Annotated in this window: 15 protein-coding genes; 11 read left to right on the top strand and 4 right to left on the bottom strand. The window is 72.1% G+C overall.

Annotated elements, in window-relative coordinates:
* Positions 1–321, bottom strand: a 321-nt coding sequence (locus ABZ806_RS43085) for a uracil-DNA glycosylase family protein (RefSeq protein ID WP_500225359.1), incomplete at its 3' end; no start/stop codon positions are given.
* Positions 322–475: 154 nt separating this feature from the next.
* On the opposite strand from ABZ806_RS43085, the gene ABZ806_RS43080 reads away from it, so the two are divergent.
* From ABZ806_RS43080 to ABZ806_RS43070, 3 genes are all read left to right on the top strand, one after another.
* On the top strand, positions 476–1,177 hold the full coding sequence (locus ABZ806_RS43080; protein WP_500225354.1) for an iron-dependent transcriptional repressor DtxR: 702 nt from the start codon (positions 476–478) through the stop codon (positions 1,175–1,177).
* Between the two features lie 207 nt (positions 1,178–1,384).
* Positions 1,385–3,730, top strand: a complete 2,346-nt coding sequence (locus ABZ806_RS43075; protein WP_500225351.1) for a SpoIIE family protein phosphatase — start codon at positions 1,385–1,387, stop codon at positions 3,728–3,730.
* Positions 3,731–3,732: 2 nt separating this feature from the next.
* The gene (locus ABZ806_RS43070) at positions 3,733–4,728 is read left to right on the top strand and encodes a zinc-dependent alcohol dehydrogenase family protein (protein ID WP_500225348.1); all 996 of its coding nucleotides are present in this window, start codon (positions 3,733–3,735) and stop codon (positions 4,726–4,728) included.
* Between the two features lie 101 nt (positions 4,729–4,829).
* Here ABZ806_RS43070 and ABZ806_RS43065 read toward each other — a convergent pair whose 3' ends face one another.
* Both ABZ806_RS43065 and ABZ806_RS43060 read right to left on the bottom strand, forming a co-directional pair.
* The gene (locus ABZ806_RS43065) at positions 4,830–5,690 is read right to left on the bottom strand and encodes a class I SAM-dependent methyltransferase (protein WP_500225343.1); all 861 of its coding nucleotides are present in this window, start codon (positions 5,688–5,690) and stop codon (positions 4,830–4,832) included.
* Positions 5,691–5,860: 170 nt separating this feature from the next.
* Positions 5,861–6,022 (bottom strand): hypothetical protein, encoded by a 162-nt coding sequence (locus ABZ806_RS43060; RefSeq protein ID WP_500225339.1) that lies wholly within the window; start codon positions 6,020–6,022, stop codon positions 5,861–5,863.
* Between the two features lie 108 nt (positions 6,023–6,130).
* Here ABZ806_RS43060 and ABZ806_RS43055 point away from each other — a divergent pair, with 108 nt between their 5' ends.
* From ABZ806_RS43055 to ABZ806_RS43040, 4 genes are all read left to right on the top strand, one after another.
* Positions 6,131–6,529 (top strand): hypothetical protein, encoded by a 399-nt coding sequence (locus tag ABZ806_RS43055; protein WP_500225336.1) that lies wholly within the window; start codon positions 6,131–6,133, stop codon positions 6,527–6,529.
* Positions 6,530–6,629: 100 nt separating this feature from the next.
* Positions 6,630–8,669 carry an MFS transporter gene (locus ABZ806_RS43050; RefSeq protein ID WP_500225332.1) on the top strand — a complete coding sequence of 680 codons (2,040 nt, stop codon included), beginning with the start codon at positions 6,630–6,632 and terminating at the stop codon, positions 8,667–8,669.
* 111 nt (positions 8,670–8,780) lie between these two features.
* A complete protein-coding gene (locus tag ABZ806_RS43045; RefSeq protein ID WP_500225328.1) occupies positions 8,781–9,914 on the top strand; it encodes an acetyl-CoA C-acetyltransferase in 1,134 nt (377 codons plus the stop codon).
* A 69-nt stretch (positions 9,915–9,983) separates the two neighbouring features.
* On the top strand, positions 9,984–10,778 hold the full coding sequence (locus ABZ806_RS43040; RefSeq protein WP_500225325.1) for an enoyl-CoA hydratase/isomerase family protein: 795 nt from the start codon (positions 9,984–9,986) through the stop codon (positions 10,776–10,778).
* A gap of 83 nt (positions 10,779–10,861) precedes the next feature.
* On the opposite strand, the gene ABZ806_RS43035 is transcribed toward ABZ806_RS43040, so the two are convergent.
* On the bottom strand, positions 10,862–11,332 hold the full coding sequence (locus tag ABZ806_RS43035; protein WP_500225321.1) for a YcxB family protein: 471 nt from the start codon (positions 11,330–11,332) through the stop codon (positions 10,862–10,864).
* 151 nt (positions 11,333–11,483) lie between these two features.
* Here ABZ806_RS43035 and ABZ806_RS43030 point away from each other — a divergent pair, with 151 nt between their 5' ends.
* The 4 genes from ABZ806_RS43030 to ABZ806_RS43015 all read left to right on the top strand — a co-directional run bounded on the left by ABZ806_RS43030 (position 11,484) and on the right by ABZ806_RS43015 (position 16,075).
* Positions 11,484–12,896, top strand: a complete 1,413-nt coding sequence (locus ABZ806_RS43030; protein ID WP_500225316.1) for a GlnX family signal transduction membrane protein — start codon at positions 11,484–11,486, stop codon at positions 12,894–12,896.
* Between the two features lie 23 nt (positions 12,897–12,919).
* On the top strand, positions 12,920–13,786 hold the full coding sequence (locus ABZ806_RS43025; protein WP_500225312.1) for a glutamate ABC transporter substrate-binding protein: 867 nt from the start codon (positions 12,920–12,922) through the stop codon (positions 13,784–13,786).
* A 155-nt stretch (positions 13,787–13,941) separates the two neighbouring features.
* Positions 13,942–15,045 (top strand): ABC transporter substrate-binding protein, encoded by a 1,104-nt coding sequence (locus tag ABZ806_RS43020; protein ID WP_500225310.1) that lies wholly within the window; start codon positions 13,942–13,944, stop codon positions 15,043–15,045.
* 241 nt (positions 15,046–15,286) lie between these two features.
* Entirely contained in the window at positions 15,287–16,075 is a 789-nt protein-coding gene (locus tag ABZ806_RS43015) for a hypothetical protein (RefSeq protein WP_500225307.1), read from the top strand.
* Positions 16,076–16,232 lie beyond the last annotated feature (157 nt).

Raw genomic sequence — 16,232 nt, 5'->3', positions numbered from 1 at the left:
TGTTGTTATGAGCGGCCGGATAACAACAACACGCCGCAGATCAACGGAGGGTTGCGGCGGCGGGAGTGTGGCACGCGCGCATCTCGCCCGCGTTCGGTGCCTCGTGGATGCGGCGCTTGCCGCCGCCTGCGTCGTGAACTTGAAGTGCTTGACGGCGTTGGTGATGTAGACGTCGCCGCGCTCGATCCCGGCCTCCTCCAGCGCCCGGTCGAGGACGCGTCCGGCGGGGCCGACGAACGGGCGGCCCTTGCGGTCCTCCTGGTCGCCGGGCTGCTCGCCGATGAGCACGACCCGCCCGCCCGGCCCGCCCTCACCGAACACGGTCTGTGTCGCGTTCTCGTAGAGGCCGCAGCCAGGGGGAAGGTTTCGCGTTCATCTTGCGTTCCCCTTACCCGGCTTGACGGGGATATTCGCGGGGCCCGGCGGGCCGGGGCCCGAGCAAGTAGACTCGTTGGTCATAAGACTGGAGGGAGCTGTGACCTCACACGGCCTTATCGATACCACGGAGATGTACCTCCGTACGGTGTTCGAGCTCGAAGAGGAGGGGATCATCCCCCTCCGCGCGCGCATCGCCGAGCGGCTCTCCCAGAGCGGCCCGACGGTGAGCCAGACCGTCGCGCGGATGGAGCGCGACGGCCTGCTCCGGGTCGAGGGCGATCGGCACCTCACGCTGACCGAGAGCGGCAGAGGTCTCGCCACCCGCGTCATGCGCAAGCACCGCCTCGCCGAATGCCTGCTGGTCAACGTCATCGGCCTGCCCTGGGAGGACGTCCACATCGAGGCGTGCCGCTGGGAGCACGTCATGTCGGAGGACGTCGAGCGCCGCCTGGTCGCGCTGCTGGACAACCCCACCACCTGCCCGCACGGCAACCCGATTCCCGGCCTGGCCGAACTCGGCGGGCACGGCGACGACGCCGAGCACGCGCCGCTGTCGGTGATGACCGCCGTGGCGAGCCCCGGCGGCGCCGGTGCGGTGATCCGGCGGATCAGCGAGCAGGTGCAGAGCGACAGCGACCTGATGCTTAGACTCAAGCAGATAGGGATACAACCGGGACGAGAGGTGATTCTCCGGGCGACCGACGACGGGGTACGGGTGATCAGTGACGACGAGGACGAGGGGCCCGCGACGGAGCTTCCCCGCGACATCGCCGAACACGTCTTCGTCAGCAGGCGCTGACACGTCCGGCGTGCGCACCCCGGTTCCGGCGGTCTATACCGAAGATCTCCATACCTTCGCGCCTTTCGGGCGTATCCCGGCGGCGGGTTCGTCGTTCAATACGACGAGACGAACACGTTCGAGGGCCGCGCCGCGACGCCCAGTGATCATCGGGCCGGTGATCGCGGGGTCGGGCGCGGCGACCGTCATCAGGATCGGGATGGGGAGATGAACCACTGGGGGGAAGCGCCTGACGAGGCGCGCCTGCCGCCCGAGACCGTCCTCAACCAGATGGAGATGGCGGTCATCGTCTGCGACCGCTTCAGCAACGTCATCTACGGCAACGCGTTCGCGCGGCAGCTGTTCGGGTTCGGCGGCGACGAGATCATCGGCCACTCGATCCTCTCCCTGGGCATCGCCGAGGAGGACCACGAGCAGGCGACGGAGCTCGCCAAGCACGTGCTCAAGGGCGGCGTCTGGGAGGGCACGTTCTGCAACCTGCGCGCGGACGGCACCACCGTCTACACGCGGGCGCACGCGGTCCCGCTGCGGCATCCGTCCGGCGCGGTCGACGGCGTGGTCATCTTCGCGCGGGAGGCGCTGCGCTCCAACCAGCGCGAGCAGGAGCGCTACGGGCTGATGGAGCGGGTCGGCGAGCGGCTCGCCGGGTCCCTGGAGCTGGAGGACACCCTCAGCCGCGTCGCCGGTACCCTCGTCCCGCAGTTCGCCGACCACTGCTTCATCGACCTGTACAGCGGCGACCGGCTGTACCGCCGGGTGTCCCGGCACGCCGCGGACTGGGCGCCGCCGCCCGGCACCTGGGCGGAGGTCGGCGAGCCCGTCTCCTACCCGCCCGGCCACTTCAGCGCCAAGGCGATGGACCGCCGCGACGCCGTCCTCGTCGAGGACATGATCCAGCACCGGTTCCAGGCGCCGAACGAGTCGTCCCGGCGGCTCGGCGTCGAGATGGGCATCACCTCGGTGATCTCCGCGCCGCTGCTGGTGCGCGGCGAGATGCTCGGCGTGATGAGCCTGGCGCTGTCGAACCTGACCAAGCGGCCCGACCCGCACTACGACGGGTTCGACCGCGACCTGCTCGGCGCGATCGCCAGCCGGGTCGCGCTCGCCGTCGACAACGCGCTGCTGTTCGAGGAGGAGCGCGACACCGCGCTCGCCTTCCAGAAGCACCTGCTGCCCGGCGACAAGCCGCCCCCGCTGGACGGCCTGCAGATCGCCTGGCGGTACGAGCCGGCCCGTCCGCTGGAGTCGCACGGGCACGGCATACAGACGCAGGTCGGCGGCGACTGGTACGACGTGATCCCGCTGTCGGCGGGCCGCGTCGGCCTCGTCATCGGCGACGTCGAGGGGCGCGGCGCGCGGGCCGCCGCCGTCATGGGGCAGCTGCGGGCCGCGCTGCGCGCGTTCGCGCAGGACGACAAACCGCCCGCCGACATACTGCGCAAGCTGGACGAGTGGGTCCGGACGATGACGCGCCCCGAGCGGATGCGGTCCGGGTGGAACAGCGACGACCTCGTCCGGCCGCCGCTCGTGTCCTGCACCTACTTCGTGTACGACGCGTGGTCGCGGGTCCTGGAGTTCGCCAATGCCGGGCACGACCCGCCGCTCCTGGTCATGGACGGCGAGGTCCGCGAGCTGGAGTTCGAGAGCGAGGGCGGCATGCTCGGCCTGCGCGCCCCGGGCATGGGCGGCGAGATCCTCTTCAACGAGGAGACGACCGAGCTGAAGCCGGGCTCCACCCTCGTCCTGTACACCGACGGCCTCATCGACCGGCGGCCCCGCGACGACGGCGACTACTACACCCGCGAGGAGTCGCGGGAGATGGTCCGCACCGCGGTCGCGAAGGCCGCGGGCGGCGGTGTCGAGGCGGTCGCGAACGCCGCCTACGACGCGGTGCCCGGCGACATCGACGACGACGTCGCGATCGTGGTGATCCGCACCGCGGGCGACGAGCTGGCCGTCGAGGAGCGCACCTTCACCGCCGAGCCGATCATGGTGTCGGAGGCCCGCCGGATGGCCGCCGACGCGTTCGCCGACTGGGGGATGCTCGACGAGCAGGCCGAACTGGCGTGCCTGCTGGTGTCCGAGGTCGTCACGAACGTCGTCCTGCACGCCACCGCGACGTCGGCGCCGCGCCGGGAGATGGTCGTCCCGGTGCCGGCCGGCCCGCCCGGCCGGGGCGGCGAGCCGCTCGGCGCGCCGCCGCCCGTCCAGTTCAACACCGAGTTCGGCACCGGCCTGGACGCCGCCGACCCGTTCGAGGGCACCGCGTTCGGCGGCGACGACTTCGACGAGGACGACTGGAACCTCGGCGCCGACCTCGGCCGCCGCGAGCCGCCGACCAAGGAGTTCCGGCTCCGGCTGCGGCGCGGCGCCGACATGGTGTGGGTCGAGGTGTTCGACTCCGACATGCGGCTGCCGCGCATCCGCAGCGCGGGGGAGACCGACGAGGGCGGGCGCGGCCTGTACCTGGTCGACCAACTCGCCACCCGGTGGGGCGCCCGGCCGACGGCGGACGGCAAGGCCGTCTGGTTCGAACTGCCGCTGACGCCGTAGCGATGCGCGCGTGGGTGGTGCGGGAGCCGTCCCCGATCGCGTCGGGGCCGCTGCGCCGCGCCGACCGCGAGGTGCCGTCGCCGGGGCCCGGCGAGCTGCTGGTCCGGGTGCTGGCCTGCGGCGTCTGCCGGACGGACCTGCACGTCGCCGAGGGCGACCTGCCCGTCCACCTGCCGGGGGTGACGCCCGGCCACGAGATCGTCGGCGAGGTCGTCTCGGCCGGCCACGGATGCCTGCACGCCGCCGGTGACCGAGTCGGTGTCGCGTGGCTGCGCGGGACGTGCGGCGCCTGCCGGTTCTGCCGCCGCGGCGCCGAGAACCTGTGCCCGCTGTCGGTCTACACCGGCTGGGACGCGCACGGCGGCTACGCCGAGTACGCGCTGGGCGTCGACGCCTACGCCTACGCGCTGCCGCCCGAGCTGGACGACGTCCGGGCCGCGCCGCTGCTGTGCGCGGGCATCATCGGCTACCGGGCGCTGCGCCGCGCCGCACTGCCGCCGGGCGGGCGCCTCGGCATCTGGGGGTTCGGCGGCTCCGCGCACCTGGCCGCGCAGATCGCCATCGCCGAGGGCGCCGACGTGCACGTCTTCACCCGCAGCCCGGCCGCCCGCGAACTGGCCCGCGCACTGGGCGCGTCGTGGGCGGGCGACTCGTTCGACGCCGCGCCCGCGCCGCTGGACTCGGCGATCGTGTTCGCGCCGGCCGGCGAACTGGTGCCCGCCGCGCTGGAACGGCTCGACCGGGGCGGGACGTGCGCGGTCGCGGGCATCCATCTGAGCGACGTCCCGTCCCTGGACTACCAGCGGTACCTGTTCCAGGAGCGGCAGGTCCGGTCGGTGACGGCGAACACGCGCGCGGACGGCGAGGAGTTCCTGAAGCTGGCCGCGCGACTGGACGTAGCGGTAACGACGCACACGTACGGGCTGGACGAAGCAGACCGCGCCCTGGCCGACCTGGCCGCGGACAGCTTCACCGGCGCCGCCGTCCTCGTCCCCTAGCCGCGCCCGCCAGCCGCGCCCCAGCCGCGTTGATCTGCGGCGTGTTGTTGTTATGGGCGCGCGGATAACAACAACACGCCGCAGATCAACGGGGCGAGGTGTTAGGGGATGGGTTCGGCGGCTACGTGGGCCCATGTTTGGGTGAACCACAGTTCGCCGCCGATTATGCGGGGTTTTGCGCCGGTCTTGGGGCCGCCGTCCACCTCGTCGATCAGGGCGTCGCGGATGCGGTCGGCGGCCGCGTCGTCGCAGGCGCCCGCGAGCCACGGCTCGATGGGGCGCTCGACGGTGAACACGTCCAGTCGGCGGATGCTGCCGCCCGCCGAGGTGATCATCTCGGTGAGCCGGGCGATCGACGGGGTGCCGGGGTGGTCGGGGTCGCGGAGCCGCTCGATCCGGTCGCGCTCGGGGCCCGCGAGGTTGCCGCGGACGAGGTCGGCGATGACCACCCGGCCGTCCGGGCGGCACACCCGCAGCAGCTCGCGCAGCACGCCGTCGGGGTCGCCCAGGGTGTAGAGCGAGAACCGGGCCGTGACGAGGGAGAACGCGTTGTCCCGGTAGGGCAGCGCGGCGGCGTCCGCCTTGATCGTCGGACGGTCGGGGCCGATCGGGTGCGGCACGCGGTCCTCGCGCGTCGCGGCGGCCGGGAGCGGGTCGCCGTCCGGCCCGCCGCGTTGCCCGCCGCCCGGCCCGCCGTCGCCGGTGATGCGGACCGGGCCGGTGCCGAACTCGATCGTCGCCATGCGTCCGGACGTGCCGGCGCGGGCGGGCGGTTCGGGCGCCGCGTCGACCGCGGTCATGTGCCGGACGCGGGGGGCGAGCGCGGCGGGCATCGGTCCGCGGCCCCGCGCGACGTCCAGGCAGACGTCGTCGCGGCCGGGCTCGACGAACTCCAGCAGGCGCCGCAGGTGCGGGGCGATCGTGCCGCCGCTGCGCTGGACGGCGGGCGCCGGTTGCGGCACTGGTCACTCCCTCGGCTCGGGCCGGCTCCCCTGGACGGGCTGCGCCGGGCGGGGCGTGAAGCCGGGTTTCGTCAGTTATGACTCACTGCCGGGGGAGTAAGTTCACGCCGCCGGTTGAGAAATCCGCCGCCCGTTCGTCACGTGGTTCACCGCACCGTTCGCCGCACCGTTCATCCGCGCAGGTGCTGGCCGTACATCGCGAGCACGACGAGCACGAACACGGTGATCACCGCGACGCGGGTGGGCATGGGCACCCGGAGCCGCACCGCGGCCCAGCGCACGCAGAACGCGGCGAGGAGCGACACGACGATGAGGGCGAGGATGCCTTCCATGGGTCCGCCTTCCATGCGGGGGGAGTGCCGCCTCCCTGCACGATAGACGTGTAAGGAACGGGTTACCCGGCGGTTCGGCACGGGGCTCGGACCGCTAACCTCACCTTTGTGGCAGATGCGAAGGAAGTAGACGGCCGGGACAAGGTCGACGGAATGATGACCAACCTGGCGCGCGGGCGGATCGCCCTCGGGCTCGCGGCGTTCGCCGCGCCGAAGCTGACCGTGAAGCTGATGGGGCTCGGCGGCGCCGCCGACCCTGGCCGCGACTACGTCGCCCGGATGTTCGCCGCCCGGGAGATCGCCCTCGGCGCCGGCTACCTGCTCAGCGACGACCACGGGCGCAGGCTGTGGGGGCGGCTCGGCCTCGCCGTCGACTCGCTCGACGTGCTGAACGGGCTGAAGACGCGCGGTGCCCTGCCGCTGTGGGTGACCGCGGGCGCGGTGGCCGTCGCCGGCGGCGCCGCCGGGATCGGCGCGGCGAAGGCCGCCTCCGACATCATGCGCTGACCCCGCGCCGAGCCGGTCGACCGGGGGCGGGTGATGTCGTCCGGGCCCTGGGTAGTTCTCCCCCGCATGGACGCGGACCATCTCGGGCGGGGGCCAGGGCATGACGACGGCGAAGGGCGCGGCGCGGGACGAGCGGGCGATGCCGAAGGGCCGCGACCTCTACGTCATCCTCGGCGCGCTCATGCTCTCCATGCTGCTGGCCGCGCTCGACCAGACGATCGTGTCGACGGCGCTGCCCACGATCGTCAGCGACCTCGGCGGGCTGAACCACCTGTCGTGGGTCGTGACGTCGTACCTGCTCGCCTCGACGGCGTCGACGCCGCTGTGGGGCAAGCTCGGCGACCAGTACGGGCGCAAGCGGCTGTTCCAGGCGTCGATCGTCATCTTCCTGGTCGGGTCGGCGCTGTGCGGGCTGTCGCAGGACATGTTCCAGCTGATCGTGTTCCGCGCTCTGCAGGGCCTCGGCGGCGGCGGGCTGATGGTGCTCGTCGTGGCGATCGTCGGGGACGTGGTGCCGCCCCGCGAGCGCGGCCGCTACCAGGGGCTGTTCGGCGCGGTCTTCGGCGTGTCCAGCGTGTGCGGCCCGCTGCTCGGCGGCTGGTTCGTCGACAACCTGTCGTGGCGCTGGGTCTTCTACATCAACCTGCCGATCGGCGTGCTGGCGCTGATCGTGGTCGCCGCCGTCCTGCCCGCGACGCGCGACCGGGAGCGGCACCGCATCGACTACCTCGGCACGCTGCTGATCGTCGGCTGGGCCGTCGGGCTCGTGCTGATGACGACCTGGGGCGGGACGCGGTACGCCTGGTCGTCCGCGCCGATCATCGGCCTCGCCGCCGGGTCGGTGCTGCTGATCGGGGTGTGGCTGCTGGTCGAGCGGCGCGCCGCCGAGCCGGTCATGCCGCCGGCGCTGCTGGTGAACCGGGTGTTCGCGCTGGGCGCGGCGATCAGCTTCGCGGTCGGCTTCGCGATGTTCGGCGCGCTGACGTTCCTGCCGATCTTCCTGCAGATCGTGCACGGGGTGTCGCCGACGCTGTCGGGGGTCTACCTGCTGCCGATGATGCTCGGCATGCTGGTCAGCTCGATCGGGTCCGGGCAGCTGATCACCCACTTCGGGCGGTACAAGATCTTCCCGGTGCTCGGCACGCCGATGATCGCGGTGGCGCTGTACCTGCTGTCGGGGATGGACGAGACGTCGTCCACGCTGGCGATGAGCCTGCGGTTCGCGTTGCTCGGGCTCGGGCTGGGGCTGGTCATGCAGGTGCTCGTCATCGCCGTCCAGAACGCCGTGTCCTACGAGGACCTGGGGTCGGCCACGTCCGGGGTCACGTTCTTCCGGCAGATCGGCGGATCGTTCGGCGTCGCCGTGTTCGGCTCCATCTTCAGCAACCGGCTCGCCTCGCACATCGAGGGCTTGGCGCGGGTGCTGCCGCCGGGGTTCGATCCCGCGGCCGTCCAGGGGAACCCCAAGTTGCTCGACCGGTTCCCCGCCGACGTCAAGAACAGCGTCCTGCACGCCTATGCGCAGTCGATCGATTCGGTGTTCCTGTGGGCCGTGCCGGTCGCGGCGGTCGCGTTCGTGCTGACGTGGTTCCTGCGCGAGGTGCCGTTGCGGGCTACTGCGCAGACGCCCGACTACGGCGAGGGGTTCGGCGCGGCGCCGACCGTCCGCTCGTCCAGGCATGAGATCGAGCGCTCGCTGAGCGAGCTCATGCGCCGGGATCCGAAGGCCCGCGAACTCTACGAACGCCTGGCCCACCTCTGCGGAGTGGCGCTGCCGCCGGGCAGCGTGTGGGCGCTGTGCCGGATCGCCAAGGACGGCACGGTTCCCCGGCAGGACCTCGCCGACCGGGCCGGCGTCACGATCGAGCAGGGCCGTCCGTACGTCGACCGGCTGGTCGCCGCCGGGTACGTCGAGCGGCGGGACGGGACGCTCGCCATCACCACATCCGGCCAGGGCGTCGCCGAGCGGCTGTTCGCCGCGCGCCGCGAGGGGCTGTGCCGGCACGTGGACGGCTGGGAGCCCGATGAGCATCCCGAGCTGGCGGACCTCCTGACGCGCCTCGCCGAAGCGTCCCTCGGCGAGGACGAGGACGGCGGCCTCCTGCGGCCCGAGTCCGCGGGCGCCACCCGTACGGCGTAGCCGGAGACTCAGCTCACATGGCGTTGCGCGATGATGGATGTAATCTCATACTGACTAACCGAATCTCACTCGGTTTCGGGACGGAACCAACCCCACCCATTGGAGGCTCTAGTGGCCGAGGCGTACATCGTCGGCGCGGTCCGTACCCCCGTCGGTACCAAGAAGGGCGCCCTGAAGGACGTCCACCCCGCCGACCTCGGGGCCCACGTGCTCAAGGAGCTCGTGAACCGTACCGGCGTCGACCCCTCCGCGGTCGAGGACAACATCATGGGCTGCGTCATGCAGGTCGGCCCGCAGGCCCTCGACGTCGCGCGCACCGCGTGGCTGTCGGCGGGGCTGCCGGACACCGTGCCCGGCGTGACCATCGACCGGCAGTGCGGGTCGTCCCAGCAGGCGATCCACTTCGCCGCGCAGGGCGTCCTGTCCGGCACCCAGGACCTCGTCGTCGCGTCCGGCGTGGAGCAGATGGCCAAGGTGCCGATGGGCTCCAGCATCGTCAAGGGGCTGGACTTCCCCTACGGCGAGGGCTGGGCCGAGCGGTACGGCATGCAGGAGATCTCCCAGTTCCGCGGCGCCGAGCTCATGTGCGAGAAGTGGGGCTTCACCCGCGAGGACCTGGAGAAGTTCGCGCTGGAGAGCCACCAGCGCGCCGCCAAGGCCATCGAGGCCGGCATCTTCGAGCGGGAGATCGCGCCGATCGCCGGCCTGTCCCAGGACGAGGGCGCCCGCCCCGACACCACGCTGGAGAAGATGGCGGCCCTGAAGGTCCTGCGCGAGGGCGGCGTCATCACCGCGGCCGTCGCCTCGCAGATCTCCATCGGCGCGTCCGCGCTGCTCATCGCGTCCGAGGAGGCCGTCAAGCAGCACAACCTGACGCCCCGCGCGCGCATCCACACCCTCGCGGTGTGCGGCTCGGACCCGGTCTACATGCTGACCGGCCCGATCCCGGCGACGGAGAAGGCGCTGGCCAAGTCCGGCCTGAAGATCGACGACATCGACGTCTTCGAGGTCAACGAGGCGTTCGCCCCGGTCCCGCTGGCGTGGGCGCGCGACACCGGCGCCTCGCTGGAGAAGATGAACCCCAACGGCGGCGCCATCGCGACCGGCCACCCGCTCGGCGCCACCGGCGGCATCCTCATGACCAAGCTCCTGCACGAGCTGGAGCGCACCGGCGGCCGCTACGGCCTGCAGACGATGTGCGAGGGCGGCGGCCAGGCCAACGCCACGATCATCGAGCGTCTCTGACGACCCCGTAGTCTGCCCCTGGAGCCGTCCGCTCCAGGGGCAGACGCGGTTCACGACCGGGAAGAGGGCATGTACGAGACGATCATCTACGCGGTGGACGAGCGGATCGCGCGCATCACGCTGAACCGCCCCGAGGCCCGCAACTCGCTCAGCGACCAGATGATCGATGAGCTGCTGGACGCCTTCGACCGGGCCAAGGCCGACCCCGCCGTCCGGGTGATCGTGCTGACCGGCGCGGGCGACAGGGCGTTCTGCGCGGGCGCCGACCTGGGCGGCCTGGGCCGGGCCCAGGCGGACGGCCGTCCCCTGGCCGACGCCGCCGCCATCCGGGAGAGCGCCCCGTTCCGCCTGTTCACGGCCTTCCCCCGGCTCGGCAAGCCGATCATCGCCCGGCTCGCCGGGCACGCCGTCGCCGGCGGCCTCGGCCTCGCCGCCGCCTGCGACCTGGTGATCGCCGCCGACGACGTCAAGCTCGCCACCCCCGAGGTCAACGTCGGCCTCTGGCCCATGATGATCATGGCGATCATCAACCGGAACGTCGCCCCGAAGCACGCCTTCAAGCTCTACTACACCGGCGCCCGCATCACCGCCGCCGAGGCCCGCGACATCGGCCTGGTCACCGAGGCCGTCCCGCGGGCCGACCTCGACGCCCGGGTGGACGAACTGGCCCGCGTCATCGCGTCCAAGAGCCCCGTGGGCCTGAGCCGCGGCCGCGACGCCTTCTTCGCGATCGAGGGCCGCCCCCTGGACGACCAGGTGGCGCACCTGCTCGGCGAACTGGTCGCCCTGAGCACCACCGAAGACGCCAAGGAGGGCATATCGGCCTTTCTGGAGAACCGCCCCCCGAACTTCCAGGGCCGCTGACCCCCGGCCTGCCCGCGACTCGAACTCCTGGCCGCTCCTGGCCGTTCGCGACCCGTTCCCGGCCGTTCGCGGCCGTCACGGATTCAGGCTGACAGCCGGGCGCTGAGGAGCCCGCCGATCTCCGCCTGCTGCGCGGCGTCGAAGGCGCCCTTCGGGAGGAACGCGGCGGGATACCTGCTCTGGTAGAGGAGCCAGAACTCCTCGGTCGTCATGACCTTGGAGAACATGGACCAGCGCATCATGGTCGTGGACACGTCCGTGCGGCACTCGTAGCCGTCGTCCGTTATCCGTACCGTCGTGGGGACGCAGAGGAACGCGAACTGGTGCCGGACGCGCCGGCGCAACCAGAAAGACCCCGCGAGCGGCCCAAGGACCGACCCCACCAGCAGGGCGATGGCCAGACCGGCATTGCCGACGGCGAAGCAGACCACCGCACCCGCGACCAGGACCGACGCCACGACCGCGTAGATGGCGTTGAGCTGGCTCCTGAGGCCGCGCTGGAAGGCCCGTGCGACCTCGTCCGGGGCGGGTTCGTATTCGACCGTGATGTCCACAACGCTGCCTTCGTCCGAGTGCCGATCATCTTCCTCAGGTCGCTCCGTCCCCGCAACATCCGGCCGAGCGGGCGATCTTGCCTGGGGCGGTGGGGTGCCCTCAGACTGAACGTCTGTCCCCGGAGCCCCCCGCGAAGGAGAAGAACCGAGCGTGCCCCCCAAGCTCTCAGGTCTCCGTACCGTCGCGGGCCGAGTCCGGGCCCTGGCCGCCCTGGTCCTGGCGGCGCTCGCCGTGCTCCTCACCGTCACGCTCGTCGGGATCGGGGACGCGCGGGAGGGGCTGCGCGCGCTGGGGCACCGGGAAGGCCCCATGGTGGTGGCCACCAGCGACATGTACCTCGCGCTCAGCGACATGGACGCGCAGGTCACCAACGTGCTGCTGACCGGGGGCGAGGACGGCTGGCTGTGCGACCCGGAGCAGGGCTGCGAGCGCAGCGGCGAGCGGTACGCCTACGACATCCGCCGCGAGGACGCCCAGCGGGCCGCGCTGCAGGCCGCGCTGCTGGCGCGCGACGACCCGGAGCGGCTGCGGACCGTCCAGTCGGTGCTGGACGGTTTGTACGCCTACGACCAGAACGTCCAGGCGGCGATGGAGGCCGGGCGGCGGCGGGACGGCCCCGTGGGCGCGCTGCCGCCGGAGGGCGTCCGGCGGTACCGGGCCGCGACCGACCTGATGACGCGGAACCTGCTGCCGAAGGCGTACAACCTGACCCTGGACGGTGCCGCCGACGTCGACACCGCCTACCGGGACGAGCATTCGGCCGTCCGCGCGGGCTGGTTCCGGGTGCTCGGCGCCGGGATCGCGCTGCTGGCCGCGCTGGCGAGCCTGCAGGTGTACCTGGCCCGCCGCTTCCGGCGGCTGCTGAACCTGCCGCTGGCCGCCGCGCTCGCCGGTGCGCTGGTGCTGACGGTGGCGGGGGCGTCGCTGCTGGCCACCGAGGCCGACCATATGCGGGTGGCGAAGACCGGCGGCTTCGACCCGACGCTCACGCTCACCCGCGCCCGCGCGATCGGCAAGGGCCTGGACACCGACCGGGCCCGCCAGCTCCTGGATCCCGCCCAGGCCGACCGCTATGACCAGATGTATCTGGAGAAGTCGCAGTCGATCCTCTACATCAAGGGTGCGACGAGCCTGGCCGCCTACTACCGCGAACTCGACCGGCGGGTGGCCAGCGTGACCCAGGACGGCGGAACCGTGGACTTCGGCGGGTTCTACGGCACCCGCGCACGCCGCACCGACGACGTCGGCGCCCTGCTCACCGACTACCGCCGATACCAGGACCATGACCGGGCCGTCCGCGGCCTGGCGGAGGGCGGCGACCGGCCCGGCGCCGTCCGTGCCCATCTGGACCCGCGCTGGGCGCCCCTGCCGCACCCCGCGTTCCGGGCGCACGACCAGGAGCTGGACGCCCGGATCAGCCATCACGACTTCCTCCGCGCCCGCAGCGTGGCCGACGGCGACCGGGCCCTCGGCCCGTGGAACTGGCTGCCGCCCGTCGCGGCGCTGGCCATCGCGGCCCTCGTCGTGGCCGGGGTGTGGCCGCGCCTGTCGGAGTACCGCTGAGACCCATGAGACGGGAGCCGCACGTGCAGCATGCCGCCCGCAGCACGCTCACCCTCGCCGCAACGGCCGTCCTCGCCGGGCTGGCCGTGCTGGTCCTGGTGGTGACCGTGGTGACGGCGCCGCTGGTGGACGGCGCCGACGAACCGCCGTCGATCACCGACCGCGACACCCTGGTGGTCGGGGTGAAGGACGACCAGCCGGGCCTGTCCCAGCGGACGGGCGACGGCTCGTTCGCGGGCTTCGACGTCGACGTCGCGACCTATGTGGCGGGCCGGCTGGGCGTCGCGCCGAAGGACCTGACCTTCCGTCCGCTCTCCTCGGACGAACGCGAGAAGGCGCTGCGCGGCGGCACGGTCGACATGGTGGTCGGGACGTACTCCATCACCCCCGAGCGCAAGGACAAGGTCACCTTCGCGGGGCCGTACTACGTCGCGCACCAGGACATCCTCGTCCGGCAGGGGGACAGGACCGTCCGGAACGTGCGCGACCTGCACCACAAGAAGCTCTGCAAGGTCGCCGGGTCCAACTCCTGGCGCCGCGTGACCGAGGAGCGCAAGGTCGCGGCCACGCTCGTCCCGGCCGGGTCCTACGCCGACTGCGTCAAGGCACTGGCCGCCGGACGCCTGGACGCCGTCTCCACCGACGACCTGATCCTCGCCGGGTTCGCGGCCACCGGCGGCTCGGGCGTCACCGTGGTCAACGCGCCCTTCTCGGACGAGCGGTACGGGATCGGGCTCCCCAAGGGCGACCTGAAGGGCTGCCGCGCCGTCAACCGGATCCTGACCGGCATGTACCAGAACGGCGCCGCCGAAACCCTCCTCGGCCAGTGGTTCACCACATCGGGCCTCGACATGACCATCACCGTCCCCCAGTTCGAGGGCTGCGCCTAGGCGCCGCCTCGCTCGCCGCCGTCCGCACCACCGAGCCGAAGGCCGATACGGCGGCACAGCCGGAGCGCGATACCGTGCGTCAGCACGTCATGCGCGATCCGGGGGCGCCACGCGGCCTTACATCGAGCGAAGGTTGGACGGGAGGCGCCAGCAGCATGAACACTCCGCTGCCATCGGAGGTGGAGCGGCCTGACGGGTCGTACGTCCGGATCGGCGCTCTGGTTCCGCTGTCCCCTCCCGGCTGGGTCGCGGCGGGCCGGCACCTGCTCGCCGGACTCGAACTGGCCGTCCGCGAAATCAACGACGCCGGCGGCGGAAGACCCCTCGAACTGGTGGTCCGGGACACGGCGGCCGATCCGCGGCGAGCCGCGGCGGCCGTGGAGGAACTGGCCGGCCTGGGCGTGGCCGCCTTGGCAGGGGAGTACCACAGCGTCGTCGCTCAAGCGGCCGCCGCCAAGGCCGACGCTCTCGGCCTGCCCTTCCTGTGCTCGTCAGCGGTTCTCGACGCGCTCACCGAGCAGCCGACGGAATGGGTCGCGCGCCTCGCCCCGGCGCAGTCTCGCGGCTGGCGGGTCTATGCCGACTTCCTACTCGAAGCGGGCCACAGAAGAATCGCCGTGGCGGCCCAACCGAGCGTCTACTGGGCCTCGGGAACCCGCATTCTGCGGGACCATCTCGCTCCACGCGGCGGCACCGTCATCGAACTGGACATGGGGGCGCTCACCCCCACGGCCGTGTGCGCCGAACTCGCCGAGAACCGCGCCACGGCCCTCCTGCTTCTGGTCGGCCATCCGGAACCGGCAGTGTCGATCGTCAGGGCCGTCCGCCGTGACCGGCGCCTTGCCGATGTCCTGATCGGCGCCCCGGCCGGGCAACCGGAGTTCGCCGAATGGGCGACGCTGCTCGGCGGCGACGGCGCCGGAGTCCCGTTCCTGCGCTACCTGCCCGACCGCCTCGGCCCGCGCGGCGTCCGAGTCGAGACGGCCCTCCGCGAGCGGCTGGCCGAAGCGCCCTCGTTCGTCGCCTTCGAGGGCTACGACGCGGTCACCGTCCTCGCCGACATCCTGCGATCGCACGGCACGGACCGGACGCGCATCGCCGAGTCCTGGCCGCACGTCGCCGTCGAGGGCACCCGCGGACGCATCCAGTTCTCCCGGGTGCCCGGCATCAGCGTCCGGCAATGGACGTGGGCGCCGATCCAAGTCGTCGACCGAGACCCGGCGAACCCCGACCACTTCCGAATCCTGCACAAAGCCTGAACGACCACCCGCGTCACCCACCCGTAGCGCCGCAGCCGGACTCAGCCGGTGTCGCTGCGGCTGGCGTTGGCCGACGACGGGCTTCGGGTGGAGGTCCGGGACGCCTCGCCGGTGCGTCCGAAGGCGTCCGCGCCGGATCTCTCGATGCCGGAATCGCCGGTGTCCGAGCGTGTGGGCCCTCCTGAAAGCGGAGTTCCGCCGGCCGGGGTGAAACTTGCCCGACCTGGGGAAGAGGGGCGGGGTGGGGGAGTGGTTCACGCGGGAGATCGCGGACACGGGGCGGCTGCGGTTGTTCTGTTTCCTGCTGGCGTTCATCGCGGGGTTCCTGTTCATCCGGTTCAGCGTGCGGATGATCCGGCGGCAGGTCCGGTGGTGGCCGGGGAACGTCACGCCCGGTGGGCACCACATCCATCACGTGGTGTTCGGGCTGGTGTTCATGTGCGTCGGCGGTGTGGGCGGGCTGTCCGTCCAGGACGATTCGTCCGGGTGGGCGGCGGCCACGGCGGCTGTCTTCGGGATCGGGACGGCGCTGGTGCTGGACGAGTTCGCGCTCGTCCTGCACCTGGAGGACGTCTACTGGAGCGAGCAGGGCCGCCTGTCGGTCGAGGTCGTGTTCATCACGATGGCGCTGTGCGGACTGCTGCTGCTGGGCCTGCGGCCCCTGGGCGTGGACGACGTGGCGGGCGACGGGCTGTGGGTGATCGCGGCCGTCATCGTGTTCGATGCGCTCGTTGCCGTGGTCGCACTGACCAAGGGCAAGGTCTGGACGGGGCTCATCGGCCTGTTCATCGGTGTGGTCGCGGTGGTCGGCGCCGTCCGGCTGGCCCGGCCCGACTCGCTCTGGGCGCGGCGGAGGTACCGGCCCGGGTCGCGGAAGGAGCGGCGGGCCGTGGTCCGCGAGCGCCGGTACCGGCGGCCCGTCCAGCGGTTCGGCGACTGGCTGAGCGACGTCATCGCCGGACGGCCGTCCATCAGTGCGGGTACTGGCGGGGCGGACGAGGACGAATCCCGTCCCGAAAAGACTCGATGACCGAGCTGATCTGGCGGCTGACCCGCGTCCCCTCCAGGCGGTCGAGGTAGAGGGAGCGGCGGGCTAGGTGTACTGACCACAGAGGTTGTGGACGTGGCGACATGCTGCCGATGATCTTGGCGTGAGGGAGGGCCTCCGGGTTCGGTGTGGATTGCGA

The sequence above is a fragment of the Spirillospora sp. NPDC047418 genome (assembly GCF_040643275.1).
Lineage (GTDB): Bacteria > Actinomycetota > Actinomycetes > Streptosporangiales > Streptosporangiaceae > Spirillospora.
This window is presented reverse-complemented; position numbering and strand designations above follow the sequence as displayed.